The organism is Mesorhizobium sp. B2-4-1 (assembly GCF_006442185.1).
Lineage (GTDB): Bacteria > Pseudomonadota > Alphaproteobacteria > Rhizobiales > Rhizobiaceae > Mesorhizobium.
Genome location: NZ_VFVN01000013.1, coordinates 95,517 through 110,068 on the forward strand (window position 1 = coordinate 95,517; position 14,552 = coordinate 110,068).

At 63.6% G+C, this 14,552-nt stretch carries 14 protein-coding genes; 7 read left to right on the forward strand and 7 right to left on the reverse strand.

Annotated features, from left to right (window positions below; translation table 11 throughout):
• The first annotated feature begins 34 nt into the window (after nt 1-34).
• Both FJ949_RS26435 and FJ949_RS26440 read left to right on the forward strand, forming a co-directional pair.
• The gene (locus FJ949_RS26435; RefSeq protein WP_140500609.1) at nt 35-1,111 is read left to right on the forward strand and encodes an extracellular solute-binding protein; all 1,077 of its coding nucleotides are present in this window, start codon (nt 35-37) and stop codon (nt 1,109-1,111) included.
• On the forward strand, nt 1,108-2,418 hold the full coding sequence (locus tag FJ949_RS26440) for a flavin monoamine oxidase family protein (RefSeq protein WP_181172157.1): 1,311 nt from the start codon (nt 1,108-1,110) through the stop codon (nt 2,416-2,418). Before FJ949_RS26435 ends, FJ949_RS26440 begins: the two co-directional genes overlap by 4 nt.
• On the opposite strand, the gene FJ949_RS26445 is transcribed toward FJ949_RS26440, so the two are convergent.
• Genes FJ949_RS26445 through FJ949_RS26455 form a run of 3 tightly spaced genes read right to left on the reverse strand, consistent with a single transcriptional unit; the run spans nt 2,382 to nt 5,231 of the window.
• Nucleotides 2,382-3,455 carry an ABC transporter ATP-binding protein gene (locus tag FJ949_RS26445; protein WP_140500639.1) on the reverse strand — a complete coding sequence of 358 codons (1,074 nt, stop codon included), beginning with the start codon at nt 3,453-3,455 and terminating at the stop codon, nt 2,382-2,384. The genes FJ949_RS26440 and FJ949_RS26445 overlap by 37 nt on opposite strands.
• A 37-nt stretch (nt 3,456-3,492) precedes the next feature.
• Complete coding sequence (locus tag FJ949_RS26450; RefSeq protein WP_140500611.1) at nt 3,493-4,317, reverse strand: ABC transporter permease; 825 nt, start codon at nt 4,315-4,317, stop codon at nt 3,493-3,495.
• Nucleotides 4,314-5,231 carry an ABC transporter permease gene (locus FJ949_RS26455; protein WP_140500612.1) on the reverse strand — a complete coding sequence of 306 codons (918 nt, stop codon included), beginning with the start codon at nt 5,229-5,231 and terminating at the stop codon, nt 4,314-4,316. Before FJ949_RS26455 ends, FJ949_RS26450 begins: the two co-directional genes overlap by 4 nt.
• 63 nt (nt 5,232-5,294) lie before the next feature.
• Here FJ949_RS26455 and FJ949_RS26460 point away from each other — a divergent pair, with 63 nt between their 5' ends.
• A complete protein-coding gene (locus FJ949_RS26460; RefSeq protein WP_140500613.1) occupies nt 5,295-5,540 on the forward strand; it encodes a hypothetical protein in 246 nt (81 codons plus the stop codon).
• Between the two features lie 26 nt (nt 5,541-5,566).
• Nucleotides 5,567-6,985, forward strand: coding sequence for an aminotransferase (locus tag FJ949_RS26465; RefSeq protein WP_140500614.1), 1,419 nt, complete (start codon nt 5,567-5,569; stop codon nt 6,983-6,985).
• Between the two features lie 74 nt (nt 6,986-7,059).
• Here the strand turns inward: FJ949_RS26465 and FJ949_RS26470 are convergent, their stop codons facing one another.
• Nucleotides 7,060-8,262, reverse strand: a complete 1,203-nt coding sequence (locus tag FJ949_RS26470; RefSeq protein WP_140500615.1) for an aromatic ring-hydroxylating dioxygenase subunit alpha — start codon at nt 8,260-8,262, stop codon at nt 7,060-7,062.
• Nucleotides 8,263-8,691: 429 nt separating this feature from the next.
• Here FJ949_RS26470 and FJ949_RS26475 point away from each other — a divergent pair, with 429 nt between their 5' ends.
• Entirely contained in the window at nt 8,692-9,102 is a 411-nt protein-coding gene (locus tag FJ949_RS26475; RefSeq protein ID WP_140500616.1) for a hypothetical protein, read from the forward strand.
• A gap of 130 nt (nt 9,103-9,232) precedes the next feature.
• Here the strand turns inward: FJ949_RS26475 and FJ949_RS26480 are convergent, their stop codons facing one another.
• Together FJ949_RS26480 and FJ949_RS26485 are read right to left on the reverse strand one after the other, a co-directional pair.
• Nucleotides 9,233-11,320, reverse strand: coding sequence for a sensor histidine kinase (locus FJ949_RS26480; RefSeq protein WP_181172158.1), 2,088 nt, complete (start codon nt 11,318-11,320; stop codon nt 9,233-9,235).
• 160 nt (nt 11,321-11,480) lie between these two features.
• Nucleotides 11,481-12,254 (reverse strand): response regulator transcription factor, encoded by a 774-nt coding sequence (locus FJ949_RS26485; protein ID WP_181167426.1) that lies wholly within the window; start codon nt 12,252-12,254, stop codon nt 11,481-11,483.
• Nucleotides 12,255-12,299: 45 nt separating this feature from the next.
• Between FJ949_RS26485 and FJ949_RS26490 the strand changes: the two genes are divergently transcribed.
• Nucleotides 12,300-13,001 (forward strand): response regulator transcription factor, encoded by a 702-nt coding sequence (locus FJ949_RS26490; protein WP_140500617.1) that lies wholly within the window; start codon nt 12,300-12,302, stop codon nt 12,999-13,001.
• A gap of 81 nt (nt 13,002-13,082) precedes the next feature.
• Here the strand turns inward: FJ949_RS26490 and FJ949_RS26495 are convergent, their stop codons facing one another.
• Nucleotides 13,083-13,250, reverse strand: coding sequence for a hypothetical protein (locus tag FJ949_RS26495; RefSeq protein ID WP_140500618.1), 168 nt, complete (start codon nt 13,248-13,250; stop codon nt 13,083-13,085).
• A gap of 761 nt (nt 13,251-14,011) precedes the next feature.
• On the opposite strand from FJ949_RS26495, the gene FJ949_RS26505 reads away from it, so the two are divergent.
• Nucleotides 14,012-14,473: a L,D-transpeptidase gene (locus FJ949_RS26505; protein ID WP_140500619.1), complete on the forward strand. Its 462-nt coding sequence runs from the start codon at nt 14,012-14,014 to the stop codon at nt 14,471-14,473.
• Nucleotides 14,474-14,552: the final 79 nt, after the last annotated feature.

The window sequence follows — 14,552 nt, forward strand, 5'->3', positions numbered from 1 at the left end:
CGCGGCAGCCTTTCGCGACGGGGGAATTCGCACCATGAAGCCAGTGCTACGCCGCCTTGCCCTTGCCGCCGCCTGCGTGATCGGCGCCGGCGCCGTCTATGCCTGGGCGGAAGGTGGCGGCGACTTCGTCGTGTTCGACTGGTCCGGCTATGAGGACCCGCTGCTGCACCCCGCCTATGCCGCCAAATACGGCGCCGAGCCGACCTTCGCCTTCTTCGGCGACGAGGACGAAGCCTTCGAGAAGATGCGGGCCGGCTTCAAGGCCGACATCGCGCATCCCTGTTCGCAAAGCGTGGTCAAGTGGCGCGAGGCGGGCTTGCTGCAGCCGCTCGACACGTCGAGGATAGCAGGCTGGAAAGACCTCAATCCCGGCATCATGGCGATGAAGGATCTCGCCACTACCGACGACGGCAAGGCGTGGTTCATGCCATTCGACTGGGGCAACACCTCGCTTCTCTACCGCACCGACAAGGTGACGCCGGAGCAGGCGCAGTCGCTCAGGATCTTCGCCGACCCGAAGTTCAAGGGCCGCGTCACCATCGGCGACAATGTCGACGACGCCTACGCGCTGGCGAGCCTCGTCATCGGCCTCAAGGATTGGACAAGGATGACCGATGCCCAGTTCCAGGAGGCGTCCGCCTTCCTGCGCGACGTGCACAAGAACATCCGTTTCTACTGGACCGACGACACTGATCTCAACCAGGCCTTCATCGGCAATGAGGTCGATCTCGTCTGGGGCTGGAACGAGACCTATGTGACGCTGAAGGGGCAAGGCCTGCCGATCGCCATGAACCGCGACAGCAAGGAAGGCATCTCGACCTGGGTGTGCGGCTATGTGCTGATGAAGGATGCGCCGGGCAAGCTCGACCAGGCCTATGATTTCTTGAACGCGGTCAACGCGCCCGGGGTGTCGGACTATATGGTCAAGACCTTCGGCTACGGCCATGGCAACGGTGCCGGCATGGCCGCAGTCGATCACCAGGTGCTGGCCGACCGCGGCTTCGACGATCTCGACAAATTCCTCGACAAGACGCTGTTCCAACAGCCGGTGCCGCCGGAGCTCAAGCAGCGCATGGTCGCCGAGTTCGAGAAGATCAAGGCCGGCTATTGAACAGCGAGTCCACAAGAGCCGATGTCGTCATCATCGGCGCCGGCTTCACCGGGCTGTCGGCCGCGCTCGAGCTGAAAAAGGCCGGCGTCGATTTCGTGCTGCTCGAGGCGCGCGCCCGTGTCGGCGGGCGCGTCGAGTCGGCGGAGATCGGTTCCGGCGAGCGCATCGACAGTGGCGGCCAGTTCCTGTGCGAGGACATGCCGGAGCTGATGGCGCTTGTCGAAGCGCGCGGCAAGATGCTGGTCGAAACCCATGTCGAGGGCGCGTTTATCGCCCAGCCGCCGATCTCCGCCGCCGAGGCGAAGCGAACCTATTCTGGTTCGATGGCGATCCGCGAGCGGATGAACGCGATCGCGCCGGACGATCCCTCGATTGCCGGGCTGACCGTTGCCGCCTGGCTCGACCGGCAGGATGATGCCGATGCCGCCAAGGCAGCCTTCCGCTCGATGATCGAAGGCCTGTGGTGCCTGACGCTGGAGAAACTGCCGCTCTGGCACCTGATCGACAATGATCGGCGCATCACCAATGAGGTGCCGGAGCTCCAGTATTTCCTGCGCGAGACGATGCAGTCGGTGGCCGAGGACCTGGCCAGCGATCTCGGCGACCGGCTGTGGCTCAACGCAGCCGTTTCATGCATCGAGCATGGGCCGCAAGGCGTTCGCATCATCTCGGCGGCGGGTGTCATTGAAGCGCGGGCGGCACTTGTCGCGGTGCCGCCGGTCATGGCGGCGAAACTGGACTTCGCACCCGCTCTGCCCGAATCCCTGGCGAAGGCACTCGGCGTTTGGGAAAGCGGCGCCGTGATCAAGGTGCTGGTGCGCTACCCCGCTGCCTTCTGGCGCCGCCGCGGCTTGAGCGGCATGGTGATGTGGCGCGACCCGCCGGGGCTGTTCGCTTGCGATGCCAGTCCGGATGAAGGCCACGCGGCGCTGGTCGTCTTCGTCGGCGGCCCGCTCGCCTTGCGCTGGGGTGAGCTTGGCGAGGCGGCACTGCGCGCCGAAGTGACCGGGAAACTGGTGGAAGCCCTCGGCCCCGGCGCGGCCGAAATCGCGGGTTTCAGCCAGCGCGACTGGACGCATGACCGCTGGAGCGGCGGCGGCTACAGCGACCTCATCGTCGACGTCGCGGCGACCGATGCCGAACCTGTGCTCCTGGCCGGCGCGCCGCCTGTTCATTTCGCATCGTCGGAGCTGTCGCCGTCATTCCCCGGCTATGTCGAAGGGGCGATCGTTGCCGGTCGCATTGCGGCGCGAAAGATCATCGCGAACCGTCAATCCGCCATCGCCACCAGGGCTTCGGGATCGTAGGCAAGGCGGATCGAAGTGCCGACCGGAATATCGTCGGCGCCGAAATCGTTGGTCTCGGTTACCGACAGCGGCTTTTCCAGGCCGGGGATCTCGACGATCAAATGGGTGATCTCGCCGAAATAGTGGCGTTCGACCACCTTTCCGGCAACCTCGAACTTGGCCGTCGCGTTGTCCCACAGGACGCGCAGGCGCTCCGGGCGGATGCCGAGCGTGGCACCGCCGCCATTGCGCACGAAGGCCTTCGGCTTGTCGGTCTTCACACGGCCGAAGCCCAGCGTGTCGACGACCAGCGAGCCGCCGTTCTCCTCGACGATCTCGGCCTTGACGAAATTCATGCCGCCGAGGAAGTCGGCGACCTGGCGGTTGACCGGCCGCTGGTAGATCTCCTTGGGCGAGGCGACCTGCGCGATCTTGCCGCCGAACATCACGGCGATGCGGTCGGACATGGCCAGCGCTTCATACTGGTCGTGGGTGACCAGCACGAAGGTGATGCCGACGGCCTGCTGCAGGCGGCGCAACTCGACCTGCATCTGTTCGCGCAGCTTCTTGTCGAGCGCCGACAGCGGCTCGTCGAGCAGCAGCACCTTGGGCCGCATCACCAGCGCGCGGGCGAGCGCGACGCGTTGCCGCTGGCCGCCGGACAGCTCGGTGGCGAGACGCTTGCCGAGGCCGGTGAGAGAGACCTGCGCCAGGGCTTCCTCGACGCGGCGCTTCTCCTCGCCGCCCTGCAATTTCAGCCGCTTCAGGCCATAGGCGACGTTCTGCTCGACATTGAGATGCGGGAAGATCGCATAGCTCTGGAACACCATGTTGGTCGGTCGGCGATTGGGCGCAATGCCTTCCATCGGCTGGCCGCCGACCGAGATCGAACCGCTCGTCGGGTTGTCGAAGCCGGCGATCATGCGCAACAGCGTGGTCTTGCCGCAGCCGGACGGGCCGAGCAGCGAGAAGAATTCGCCCTCGCGAATGGTCAAGGAGGCATCGTCGAGCGCCTTGAAGGCGCCGTAGCTGCGGGTGACGCGGTTGATCTCGATCATCGTCCGTTCGGACAGGGTTCGTGCCGATGGGGCCTGCTCAGGCATAAAGCCCTCCCTCGTTCTTCGTGCGTCTGGCCGCGCGGCGGCGAAGGGTTTCGGCGACGGTCATCAGCAGGAAGGAGGCGACCAGCAGCAGCGTGCCGAGCGCGAGCACGCCCGGCAGTTTGGCCGCGAAGCGCAACTGGCCCCAGATATAGATAGGCAGCGTCGCCTCGGTACCGGTCAGGAAGAAAGCGATAATGAACTCGTCCAGCGAAATGGTGAAGCAGACCAGCAGGCTGGAGATGATCGCCGGCGCCACCATCGGCAGCGTCACCCGCCGGAAGGTGCCGAAGGCGCTCTCGCCGAGGTCGGCCGAGGCCTCCTCGAGGCTGCGGTCGAAACCCTCGAAGCCGGAGGTCAGCACCGTCATCGAATAGGGGATGCAGACCAGGACATGGCCGAGCACGACGGTGAACAGGGAGAGGCTCAAGCCGAGCTGCAGCATCACCAGCAGCATCGAGATGGCGACGATGACTTCCGGCAGCACGAGCGGCGCCATGATCAGGCCGTTGATGGCCCGCCGGCCGGGATAGCGGTAGCGGGTGATCGAGCGGGCGGCGAGGATGCCGAGAACCGTCGAAAGGACGGACGCCGAGACGCCAACGATCAGGCTGTTCCAGGTGGCGTCGAGCAGCGCCGGCGTGTTGGGCAGGTCCTCGTACCATTTGAGGGTGTAGCCGGTGAGCGGGAATTTCGGCGTAGCCGCCGTGTTGATCGAAAAGATCGGCAGGAAGATCACAGGCAGATAAAGGAAACCTACATAGAGGAAGGCATAGGCCGACAGCCAGCCGCCCGGCAGCAGACGTCGCGCCGCGCTCATCGCGCAAGCCTCTGGGCGGCACGGATGACCAGCACCGTGGCGCCGGCCATCAATGTCACGACCAGCATGGTGGTGACGGAAAGGGCGGCGCCCAGCGGCCAGTTCGAGGCCTTGCCGAACTGCGCCTGGATGGCGTTGGCGATCATGACGCCGTCCTTGCCGCCGACGAGCTTGGGGGTGACATAGTCGCCGACCGTCGGGATCATCACGATCAGCGCCGCCGAGATGATGCCTGGCGCCGACAGCGGCAAAGTCACGCGAAGGAACGAACGAAAGGGACCGTCGCCGAGATCCGTGGCCGCTTCCACCAGGGTCCGGTCGATCTTCTCCAGCGAGACGAAGATCGGCAGGATGGCAAAGGCCGCCCAGGCGTGGGTCAGCGTGATGATGACGGCGCTCGAATTGTAGAGCAGCGCCGTCGACGGCTCGTCGATGATGCCGAGGCCGATCAGCCCGGAGTTCAAGACGCCATTATAGCCGAGAATGACCTTCCACGACATCACGCGCAGGAGATAGCTGGTCCAGAACGGGATGGTGATGAGGAACAGCCACAGGCTCTTGTGGCGGCCGCCGTGGAAGGAAATGAAATAGGCGATCGGATAAGCCAGGACGACGGTGAAGAAGCTGACCGTCAGCGAGATATACAGCGAGCGCCACAACAGATCGCGATAGATCGGCTCGGTCAGGGCGACGCGGTAGTTTTCCAGCGTGAAGGTGCGGTCGATGGTCAGATAGTTCTGCGTCCAGAAGGAGTGGGCGATGACCACCAGGATCGGCAGGACCAGGAGGATGAGCGCGTAGAGAAAGGTTGGGCTGATCAGGGCAAAGCCCTGCACGGGTTCGGATTGCAGAAGGGCATTTCGTCTGGCCCGCGTCATGCGCAACGGGGGCGACCCTTCCGCCGCCGCCGTCATTGCCAGGCTCCGGGGGGCAGGGCTCCGGCTGTGATCTCGGTTGCTGGCCTGGAGCGTCCCGCCATGCGTTATCCCATTGGACTGGCGCCGGCTGTTTGTTCCCATTTTTGTTTTGGAGCGCGATCGAACGCGAAACCGGTGACCAGTTTTGCTGATCGCGCCCCGAGCTTGCCGGCTTTCTTTCATCATGCCCGCATCCGCGGATTGAAATCAAGCGCTATTTCTGAGATATTGATTGAACGGACATTCAAAATAGTGCGGATTATGCCGGAAATTTCCGGCACTGCCGGCCAAATTTCGAAATCCTGAATTCGACGAATTATGTGGAGATGACAATGGCGGCTGCGAGGGACCTGAAGGCGAGCGAAATGGCCGGAGCCGGAGCCGCGGATGCCGTCGAGTTGGCCAGGCGCCATCTCGTCCAGCCTTGGCCGTATGCCGGTTCGGTCGGCGCGGAAGCGCGCGCGCTGATCGGCGAAGGCGACGGCATCTACATCACCGACGGCACCGGCAAGCGGTTGATCGACGGGCCGGCCGGCATGTGGTGCGTCAATGTCGGTCATCGGCGCGAGGAACTCGCCAGGGTGATGTACGACCAGGCGATGGCACTGTCCTACAACACGCCGTGGTACACGATGAACGCGCCTTCGGCGGAGCTTGCCGGTCGCATAGCCGGTCATGCGCCCGGCGATCTCAGCCACGTCTTCTACACCACAGGCGGCTCCTCGGCGGTGGAGACGGCGCTGCGCTTCATGCAGTTCTACAACAATGTGCGGGGCCGGCCGGAGAAGAAGCTGATCCTGTCGCGCGGCGGCGCCTATCACGGCTCGACCTATCTGTCGGCCTCGCTCAATGGCCGCCCGCGTGACCGCGACTGGATGGACGGCGCCGACGAGCTGGTGATCAAGCTGTCCTCGCCCGATCCGTTCCGTCGTCCGCAGGGCATGAGCATGGCTGATTTCACCGACTTCCTCGTCGACCAGTTCCGCGACACCGTCGCGCGTGTCGGCGCCGACAGGATCGGCGCTTTCGTCGGCGAGCCGGTGCAGGCCTCCGGCGGCGTTATCGTGCCGCCGGACGGCTATCTCAAGCGCATCCGCGAAATCTGCCGCGACAACGACATCCTCTATGTCTCCGACGAGGTGGTGACGGGCTTTGGACGGCTGGGCCATGTCTTCGCCTCCGGCGATGTGTTCGGCATCGATCCCGACATGATCACTTTCGCCAAGGGTGTGACGTCAGGCTATTTCCCGCTCGGCGGCGTCATCATATCGGAACGGCTGCTGGAGGAACTGCGCCGGTCGAACCATCCCGACGCGATGTTCGGCCATGGCCTGACCTACACCTCCCATCCGGTCGGCTGCGCAGTGGCGCTCAGGAATCTCGACCTTCTGGAACAGGGCGTACTTGCCCATACGCAAGCGGTCGCGCCCTACTTCCAGGCGCAGCTGAAGACGCTGGAAGAATTGCCGTTGGTCGGCGAGGTGCGCGGGCTGGGATTGATGGGCTGCGTCGAATGTGTCGCCGACCGCGAAAGCAAGGACCCGCTGCAGCTCGACAAGAATGTCGGCAAACGCATCGACGCGCATTGCCACGAGCTCGGCCTGCTGGTGCGGCCGCTGATCAACATGTGCGTGATGTCGCCGCCGCTGGTCATCACGCGCGAGCAGATCGACGACATGGTCGGCATTTTGCGCGAGGGCATTTCGCGCACGATGGATGATCTCAGGAAAGAAGGGGTGTGGCGGGGATGACGTTCTTTCTTCGCCCCGCATAGGACGGGGAGAGGAGCGCTCTCACCGATGGTTTCGCCAATTATCGGCGTCGCCTATCCACGCGACCGCAGCGCGTCGTTCAAGTTCCACATGTCCTTCTCCTCCGGCGCCGTTTCGAGCCCAAGCACGGGGATCTGCCTGCGCAGATGGTCGTGGTGGGTGCGCACTCCGTATTCGAGGTCGGAGAGGTAAAAACCCTCGAAGGCTTCCGACAGCATGGATTCGTTCGACCACACCGAAAGCTGGACATCCTCCGACATGGTGTCGCGGTCGATGCGGAAGGAGAGATAGCGGGCCGCAGCCTGCTCGCGGCTTTCGTCGCGATAGCGGTAAATGGCGCCGCGCAGCAGGGTCTCACCCGTCGACAGCGGGAACTCCTGATAGAACTGCACCGATTCCGGCATCACCGAGAGGACGGCATTGGGGAAGATGCCATAATAGACCCAGGCCTTCTTCAGATAGTCCGGCAGATGCGCCGGCTCCGGCGCGATCTTGACGTAGTTCCTTACGCTCCAGCGACGGCCGGCATGCGGGTTGTAGCTGGCGAAGGAGCGCGACACGCCGTTGACGAAGGGTTCGTCGAAATAGGTCGCGCCATAGAGGTCCTGCAGAGCCGGGTGCGCCATGGCGACGTGATAGCCCTCATTGTCGACGTCGCGCACCGACTTCCAGTTGACCGGAGTTTTCTGGGTCCAGATCCCCCAGGAGGGCACCATGTCGGCGGCCTTGTAGTGCGAGAATTCGGGCTCGATCGGCTTCATCAGCTCGGCGACGGAGGGCTGCGGGCCGCCAGCGCGGAAGCGAATGAAGATAAAGCCCATCCAGACCTCCAGATCGAGCGGCATCAGGCCGAACTCGGTCTTGTCGAGATCGGGAAAGGAACGCGGGCGGGCAGCGCCGCGCAACGTGCCGTCGAGATTGTAGACCCAGCCGTGGAACGGGCACACTAGCGCGTTCTTGCAGTTGCCCTGGCTGTCGGCGACGACACGGCTGCCGCGATGGCGGCACATATTGTTGAAACCGCGCACGACGCCGTCCTTGCCGCGCACGATCAGAGCGCGTTCGCCGACGACGTCCATGGCCAGGTAATCGCCGGCGTCAGGGATGTCGCTGACATGTCCGGCGATCTGCCAGTGGTTGCGGAAAACGTGCTCCTTCTCGAGTTCGAGGAGGGCATCGGAATGGTAGCTCCAGCCAGGCAGTCCCCGCCGGTCCCAATCGTTGGGAATGGCCACGTCACGGAGATGCGGGTTCATAAAACGTCTCTTCTTTTTATTGAATATCCGTTCAATATAATCATATTTTTCATTGAAATGCAATGGCTTGTGGAAACAGGCATATTTTCGAAAGAAAGTTGGCGCGCCGATTTCAATCCAATCCGATGCAACGGCTCGCCCCGAAAACCCCGGAGAATCCGGGCGTTAGCCCGGGTTTCAAAGCTTGGTTCCGGCGTGTTTTCGAAGCAAATCCTGCCAGGAGGGAAGCCGAGACAAAGGGCGTCGCCGCGCTTGCCCTTGCCGGTCCGCCGAGCCGGGATCGGCTGCGCGAGATGCCCGCTTGATGTGGTCTGGCCACGGGCCCGTTTCAAGGCGGTTACAATATCAGATTCACGCCAGCTTTCCGCTGATACAGAGCGCGACTAAGTTCGTTTTATCAAAAAAAGAAAGTCAACGAAGGGGATGATGATGCATGCGAAAGTTCAGATTGCCAGCAACGACCGCCGGTCCCAGGCTCCGGAGCGCGTTGGCCGCCGCCCGAAGCTGGCGTTGCGCCAGCGCGCCAGCGACCACCCCATGGCGATGTTCATGGCGCTGGCTGCTTGCGCCTTCGCCGGCATGGCGTTCGCGCCGACGGTCGGCCCGGCCTTTGCTTCGCTCAATCCACCAGCCAACGTCGTCGGCGGCGCAATGACCACCACCAGAACCGCACGCCTGCCGATGTCGATGGTCGACTTTGCCTGCAAGGGTCAGGCCTGGGGCGCCGAGAGCGTCGATTGCCTGCGGGCCATAGCCGAGCAGTCCGGAGCCCACAAAGCCCGTGCGGTCCGGATGATCGCCAATGCCGCGCCGCTGACCAATACGCCGAATATTTTCTGAGTTCGACTGAAACATGGTTCCGAAGCGGCTCCGCTTTGGAACGTGCCGCGGCGCTCCCCGAGCGCGTCCAGCGCTCCCTTCGGCTCCCGCCGCATGTCGGCCGGGGGCTTTTTTTACCGGTTGGTGCGGTCTATCCCTTCGAAACCACCTGGTCGGCAATGGCGGAAAGCACGCTGCGCACATCCAGCGTGCTGAACGGTTTCTCCAGGATCTGCGGACGCTGCAGTAGCGGCAGCGCCTCGATTTCGGCCTTGGCGCCGATCAGGTCGCCAGTGACCAGCACGAAACGCCGCGCCAGTTCCGGTCTTTCGGCAAGCAACTCTCGATAGATGGTCATGCCGCTTGTTCCAGGCATGCGCAGGTCCGAAAAGACGATGTCGGGCGGCATGTGGCCAGCCAATATGGCTGTGGCCGTGTCCCAGAGGGGCGCGATCCGTGACTTGATGCCCATCAGTTCGAGTATGTCGGAGAGCGAACCGGCGACGTCGGGCTCGTCATCGATGATCAAGGCGTGGCGCAGCCCGCTCGATCGCGGCTGGCCCTCGCCGGCGATGGCGACGCCGGCTACAATGGCCGGCAGCTGGACGACGAAACGGGCGCCACTTGGCAGCACTTCCTCGAACCAGACATTGCCATTGTGCCGCTCGATGATCGATTTCGAGATCGACAGGCCGATGCCGGTTCCGACGCCGACCGGCTTGGTGGTGAAATAGGATTCGAAGATGCGGGACCGGATCGCTTCCGGTACGCCAGGCCCATTGTCCTCGACCGAGAAACCGGGATCGCCGCGCTCGCTGCGGAAGGTCCGCACCTTGATCAGCCGGTCGCCGCCTATGCCTGCCAGCGCATGCTGGCTGTTGATGAGGAAATTGGCGGCCACCTGGGTGACGTGATCGGCGTCGGCCATGGCCAGCAACGGGCCAGGCGCGAAATCGGTGTCGATGATGATCCCGCTCGAGCGCGCGCCGTAGGCGGTCACCTCGAGCGCCGCGCGGATCACCTGGTTGAGGTCCGTCTCGGCCCGCTCCGTCGGATGCAGCCGGACCATCGACAGGAAGCTCTTGACGATGCGGCCGCAGCGCTCGGCGGCGGCGCGCACTTTCTCGGCGCGAACCTTGGTCTGCGGATCGGAGGCGAATTCGTGCAGCAGCGTCGACTGGGCGACAACCACGGCCAGCGGGTTGTTGAGTTCATGCGAGACACCCGCAAGCAGCGAACCCATCGCCGCCATCTTCTCGTTCTGGTGCAACTTCTCGCGCTGCCGATTGATCTCCTCCTCGGCGCGCAGCTTGTCGCGCAGGTCGCGGATGGAGCCGAAGATCAGACGGCGGTCGGCGACCCGCATCTCGGTTGCCGTCAGTTCGATGGGGAAAATCTCGCCGGCGGCGTTCTGGGTCACCGTCTCGAGCCGCTGTCCGACCATTGGCGCGCCGCGGCCGGACATGTATTCGGCCCCCGACGCATAGCCCTTACGGTAATAGATCGGCACGATGGTGTCGAGCAGGTCCTTGCCGAGGATATCGCTGCGCAGGAAGCCGAACATCTTCTCGGCGGCCGGATTGAATTCGACGATCGAGCCGGTCTCGTCGATGACGAGGATGGCATCGAGCGAGGCTTGCAGCATGGTGCGGCGGATGACCTCGCTGGCGTGGGCGTCGGAGGGCGAGCGTTCGATCGCGTCGCCGATGGCCAGCGCGATGATATGCAGCGTCGCTTCTTCCTCATCGGTCCATTCGCGCTCCTCGATACAGTCATTGACCGCCAGCGTCCCCCACAGGTGGCCATGCGCGAATACGGACACCGACAGGAACGATTTAATGCTCTGTTTCTCGAAGTCGGCTCTCAGGAAGCCCTCGAGGTCGCGCGTATGGCCGGCGAAAATCTTGCCCTGCCGTTCATCCTCCTGCAGCCGTTCCAGCAGCGGATCGGCGTTGATGATCGACTGCACGATCACCGTCGGCGAGGCCAGCTCGCCACCGACCACGGGATCGATCCAGTAGGCGGCCACCGACTGGGCAAATCCCTGGCCGGGCAGTTCGCGCAGGCGGAACAGGATGCCGCGCTGGCAGTCCATTGCGTGGCAAAGCGTTTCCAGTATGGCTTCCATCTCGCGCTGCCAGTCGCCGGCCTCGCGCAGCCGCCGCACCACGCGCACGGCCGCCATCGCCGCGCCTTGCCGGCCGTCTTGCATGTCCGTGCCTGCTGCTTCAGCGGTCATTTTCAGCCATTGTTGCGGTGCCAAGCGGATTTCATGCGCCGCGTCTCAAATCCTTGTTTTTATGCGTTGTCCCAAAACCAAGAGCGTTTTTGGGCGACAAGTATTGCGACGGATCCGTCCACAGACCAGCACAGGCGCGGGAGCAATCCCCCGCGCCCACTTAGTGGCCGTCGCCGGCCGGCAGCGAGAAGATATAGCCTTCGCCGCGCACCGTGCGCAGGAATTTCGGGCTGGCCGGATCCGTTTCTATCTTCTTGCGCAGGCGCATGATGCGAATGTCGACCGCGCGCGAGGATTCCGGATCTTCGGTGAGGCCGATCGCTTCGGAAATGGCAGCACGTGTCAGCAGCCGGTTGGCGCGGGTCAGGAAAACCTCCAGCACGTCGAACTCGCTCTTGGCCATGTCGATCACCGCGCCGTTGGCGCCGGTGACCAGCCTGCCGTCGAGATCAGCCTGGAAGGAGCCGAAAGCGACGGAGCGGCGGGGATCGCTCGCCTTTTGGCCGTGCATCGGCGCGTGCTGCGGAACCCGGCGCAGCACGCTGCGGACCCTGGCCAGCACCTCGCGCAGCTCGTAGGGTTTGACGATGTAGTCGTCGGCGCCGAGCTCAAGTCCGACGATGCGATCAAGCGCGGTGCCGGCGGCGGTGGCATAGATGATGCCGATCGGCAGTCTCGAGCGCAACCAGCGGCCGAGCGATAGCCCATCCTCACCCGGCATGGCGATGTCGAGGATGGCGAGGTGGAATGATTGCGTTTCGACCAGGCTGCGCGCGGCGGCCGCGGTTTCGGCGGTCGCCACGTCATAGCCGGCGGCGCCGAGATATTCGGCGACCGCCTCTCTTAGATCGGGCTCATCCTCGACAATTAAAATTCTTGCCCGCACGATGCGCTCGCTCCCACTTTCGGTGGAAAGTAGATTGGGTATAAACATGATGTCCAGCACTCATATCGGGTTGCCAGGAAATGGTTGGAAAACATGGCTGCACGCGCCGTTATCGGGCTTATCTGCGTCGCCGACGTGGTGGCGACCGAACTCGCCGATCACCTTGAGCGGCGAGGCCACGACGTGCGTCAGGCGCGCCAGCCCTGGGAAGCGGAATCTATGCTGGCGGGAAAGGGCGTCGACGTCGTCGTCGTCGGTGACAGCCTCAGCCAGGCGGAGGGACGTGATCTGCTCAGGCGTTATGGCAGCCAAGGCGGGGGCGGTGAAGGCGGACCGGATTTCATCCTGATCTGCCGGCCGTGCGACCTCGTCGACAAGGTGCTGGCGCTCGAGCTCGGTGCGGCCGACGTCATCGAAAGTCCGCTCAATGTCAGGGAACTCGCCGCCCGTGTCGGCGGCCTGCTGACGCGGCGGGGCAGGGCCGCCCAGGAACTGATCGTGTTGGAGAACGCGACCGTCGATTTGAGGTCGGCCATCGTCATGCACCGCTCGGGCACGGAGGAGCAGCTTTCGCCCGGCCAGGTGGCGCTGCTTCGGCTGTTCCTGGCCAGTCCCCGCAAGGTGCTGACGCGCGACGACATAATCGCGGCGGCGCCGGCCGAGAATGTCGACGCTTTCGACCGCTCGATCGATTCGCGCATCGTGCGGCTGCGCCGCAAGCTCGATACGGAAGCTATCATCACCATACGCGGCGCCGGCTACCGTTTCGATCCGCCGGCGCAATTCGCCGATTGACGGCTGGGCGTTCACGCAATTCCTCTGGTTGAGCATCGGATTTCCAAACCGGTTTTCACCTCGGGCCCGATTGCCCTGCGCTCAGCGCACCACCAGTAGCGATGGCCCCGGCGGCATGTCGCTGCCTGCCACGAACTCGCCTGCATGCGCGCGCTCTTTCAAGAGCACGGTGGCGAGCCCGGCAAAGCCGAGCAGGCCCTGTGCGTAGAGCAGTGCCGAAAGCACCGAAGCTGCAAGTTTCGTTTTCATTGCGTCAATCCCCAGTAAATCATGTTGCGGCAGCTTGTTTTCCGAAGACCAACGCCCGTCTTGGGTGGGCGCGTGACGCCTCGGCATACTTCAGGAACTCCCGAAGTGCCCGCGCCGTCTACGGAGCCCCCCGTCACGGCGCGGGCCTTCGGTCCTCTCAGCAGCAAGTTGCCGGAGGGGCCGCGCAATGCCAGCAGCTGAAGGCCAACCCGCCAGTGGGCCTTGGGCCGGACGATGCGCAGGCTGGAACAATCCAGACCGTGGCACAAAACAGGACGGTATAGAGGGTTGAGATCTCACTCGAACTCATCGCCGCGAGGCGGGCCATGGAACCGTCGGCAACCGTGCCGGCGCCGCTAATGGCTGCTGCTGCGATGCTGATCCCGAGAAACCAGGACCGCATGTTCGTTTTCGTTCCCGTGGTCGTTGCCGTCTGCTTTCGTTACGTCAACTCTGCCGGCGGCCTGTATCCGCTTCATGCCGCCGAAAATGCGCTTTGTTGCAGATTCTGTTTCGAAATAGGGCTCCAACCTTTCAAGTCTGGCCAATCCGAACTTTCGTTTCGGGCTGGATACCTATGTGCCTACTCCTGTCCAGGGTGACAGCGTCAATGTCCGCCATTTGGGAACTTTGGCCCGTTAACCAGAGGAAACATATTCGAAACACAAACGAGCATTTCACGAAATCTCTCCGAAACATGATGCATCGATAAGCCGCTCATCGAATTTGGGGCCGGCCAGCCCGGCAGAGAGAGGGACATCATGCATACTGCTATTTCCGCCAAGCTCATCAACACCACCGCCGCTGCCCTGACGGGTGCGGCGCTTCTGTTCGGCGCCGGCACGGGTACCGCGCATGCCGCCAACAAGATCGTGGCGCGCGTCTCGCTTTCGCAACAGGTCATGGAAGTCTCGGTCGACGGCCGCCCGGCCTTCGCCTGGAAGGTTTCCACCGGCGACAGGGCGCATGTGACGCCGACCGGCTCGTTCAAGCCGACGCGCATGCATGAAATGTGGTATTCGAAGAAGTACGACAACGCGCCGATGCCGCATTCGGTGTTCTTCAGCGGCGGCTATGCGGTGCACGCCACCTATGCCATCAAGCGGCTTGGCCGGCCGGCCTCGCATGGTTGCGTGCGGCTGCATCCCGACAATGCCGCCGATTTCTACCAGCTCGTCGAAACCTTCGGGCCGGCCAACACCAGCATCGTCATCGTCAAGTAGCTGGCTGGCAACGGATCGGCACAGCAGCCATATCCGTTCAGGGCTCCCGCCGGAACATTTTCCCGCGGTAATCGAGCAC

Excerpts from the sequence above, each read along its gene's own strand:
- FJ949_RS26470 (WP_140500615.1), bottom strand. The coding sequence starts at position 8,262 with ATGAACCCGCATCTCCGTGACGTGGCCATTCCCAACGATTGGGACCGG.
- FJ949_RS26465 (WP_140500614.1), top strand. The coding sequence starts at position 5,567 with ATGGCGGCTGCGAGGGACCTGAAGGCGAGCGAAATGGCCGGAGCCGGA.
- FJ949_RS26485 (WP_181167426.1), bottom strand. The coding sequence starts at position 12,254 with ATGTTTATACCCAATCTACTTTCCACCGAAAGTGGGAGCGAGCGCATC.
- FJ949_RS26480 (WP_181172158.1), bottom strand. The coding sequence starts at position 11,320 with ATGACCGCTGAAGCAGCAGGCACGGACATGCAAGACGGCCGGCAAGGC.
- FJ949_RS26455 (WP_140500612.1), bottom strand. The coding sequence starts at position 5,231 with ATGACGGCGGCGGCGGAAGGGTCGCCCCCGTTGCGCATGACGCGGGCC.
- FJ949_RS26495 (WP_140500618.1), bottom strand. The coding sequence starts at position 13,250 with ATGAAAACGAAACTTGCAGCTTCGGTGCTTTCGGCACTGCTCTACGCA.
- FJ949_RS26435 (WP_140500609.1), top strand. The coding sequence starts at position 35 with ATGAAGCCAGTGCTACGCCGCCTTGCCCTTGCCGCCGCCTGCGTGATC.
- FJ949_RS26445 (WP_140500639.1), bottom strand. The coding sequence starts at position 3,455 with ATGATCGAGATCAACCGCGTCACCCGCAGCTACGGCGCCTTCAAGGCG.
- FJ949_RS26475 (WP_140500616.1), top strand. The coding sequence starts at position 8,692 with ATGCATGCGAAAGTTCAGATTGCCAGCAACGACCGCCGGTCCCAGGCT.
- FJ949_RS26460 (WP_140500613.1), top strand. The coding sequence starts at position 5,295 with ATGCGTTATCCCATTGGACTGGCGCCGGCTGTTTGTTCCCATTTTTGT.
- FJ949_RS26505 (WP_140500619.1), top strand. The coding sequence starts at position 14,012 with ATGCATACTGCTATTTCCGCCAAGCTCATCAACACCACCGCCGCTGCC.
- FJ949_RS26450 (WP_140500611.1), bottom strand. The coding sequence starts at position 4,317 with ATGAGCGCGGCGCGACGTCTGCTGCCGGGCGGCTGGCTGTCGGCCTAT.
- FJ949_RS26490 (WP_140500617.1), top strand. The coding sequence starts at position 12,300 with ATGGCTGCACGCGCCGTTATCGGGCTTATCTGCGTCGCCGACGTGGTG.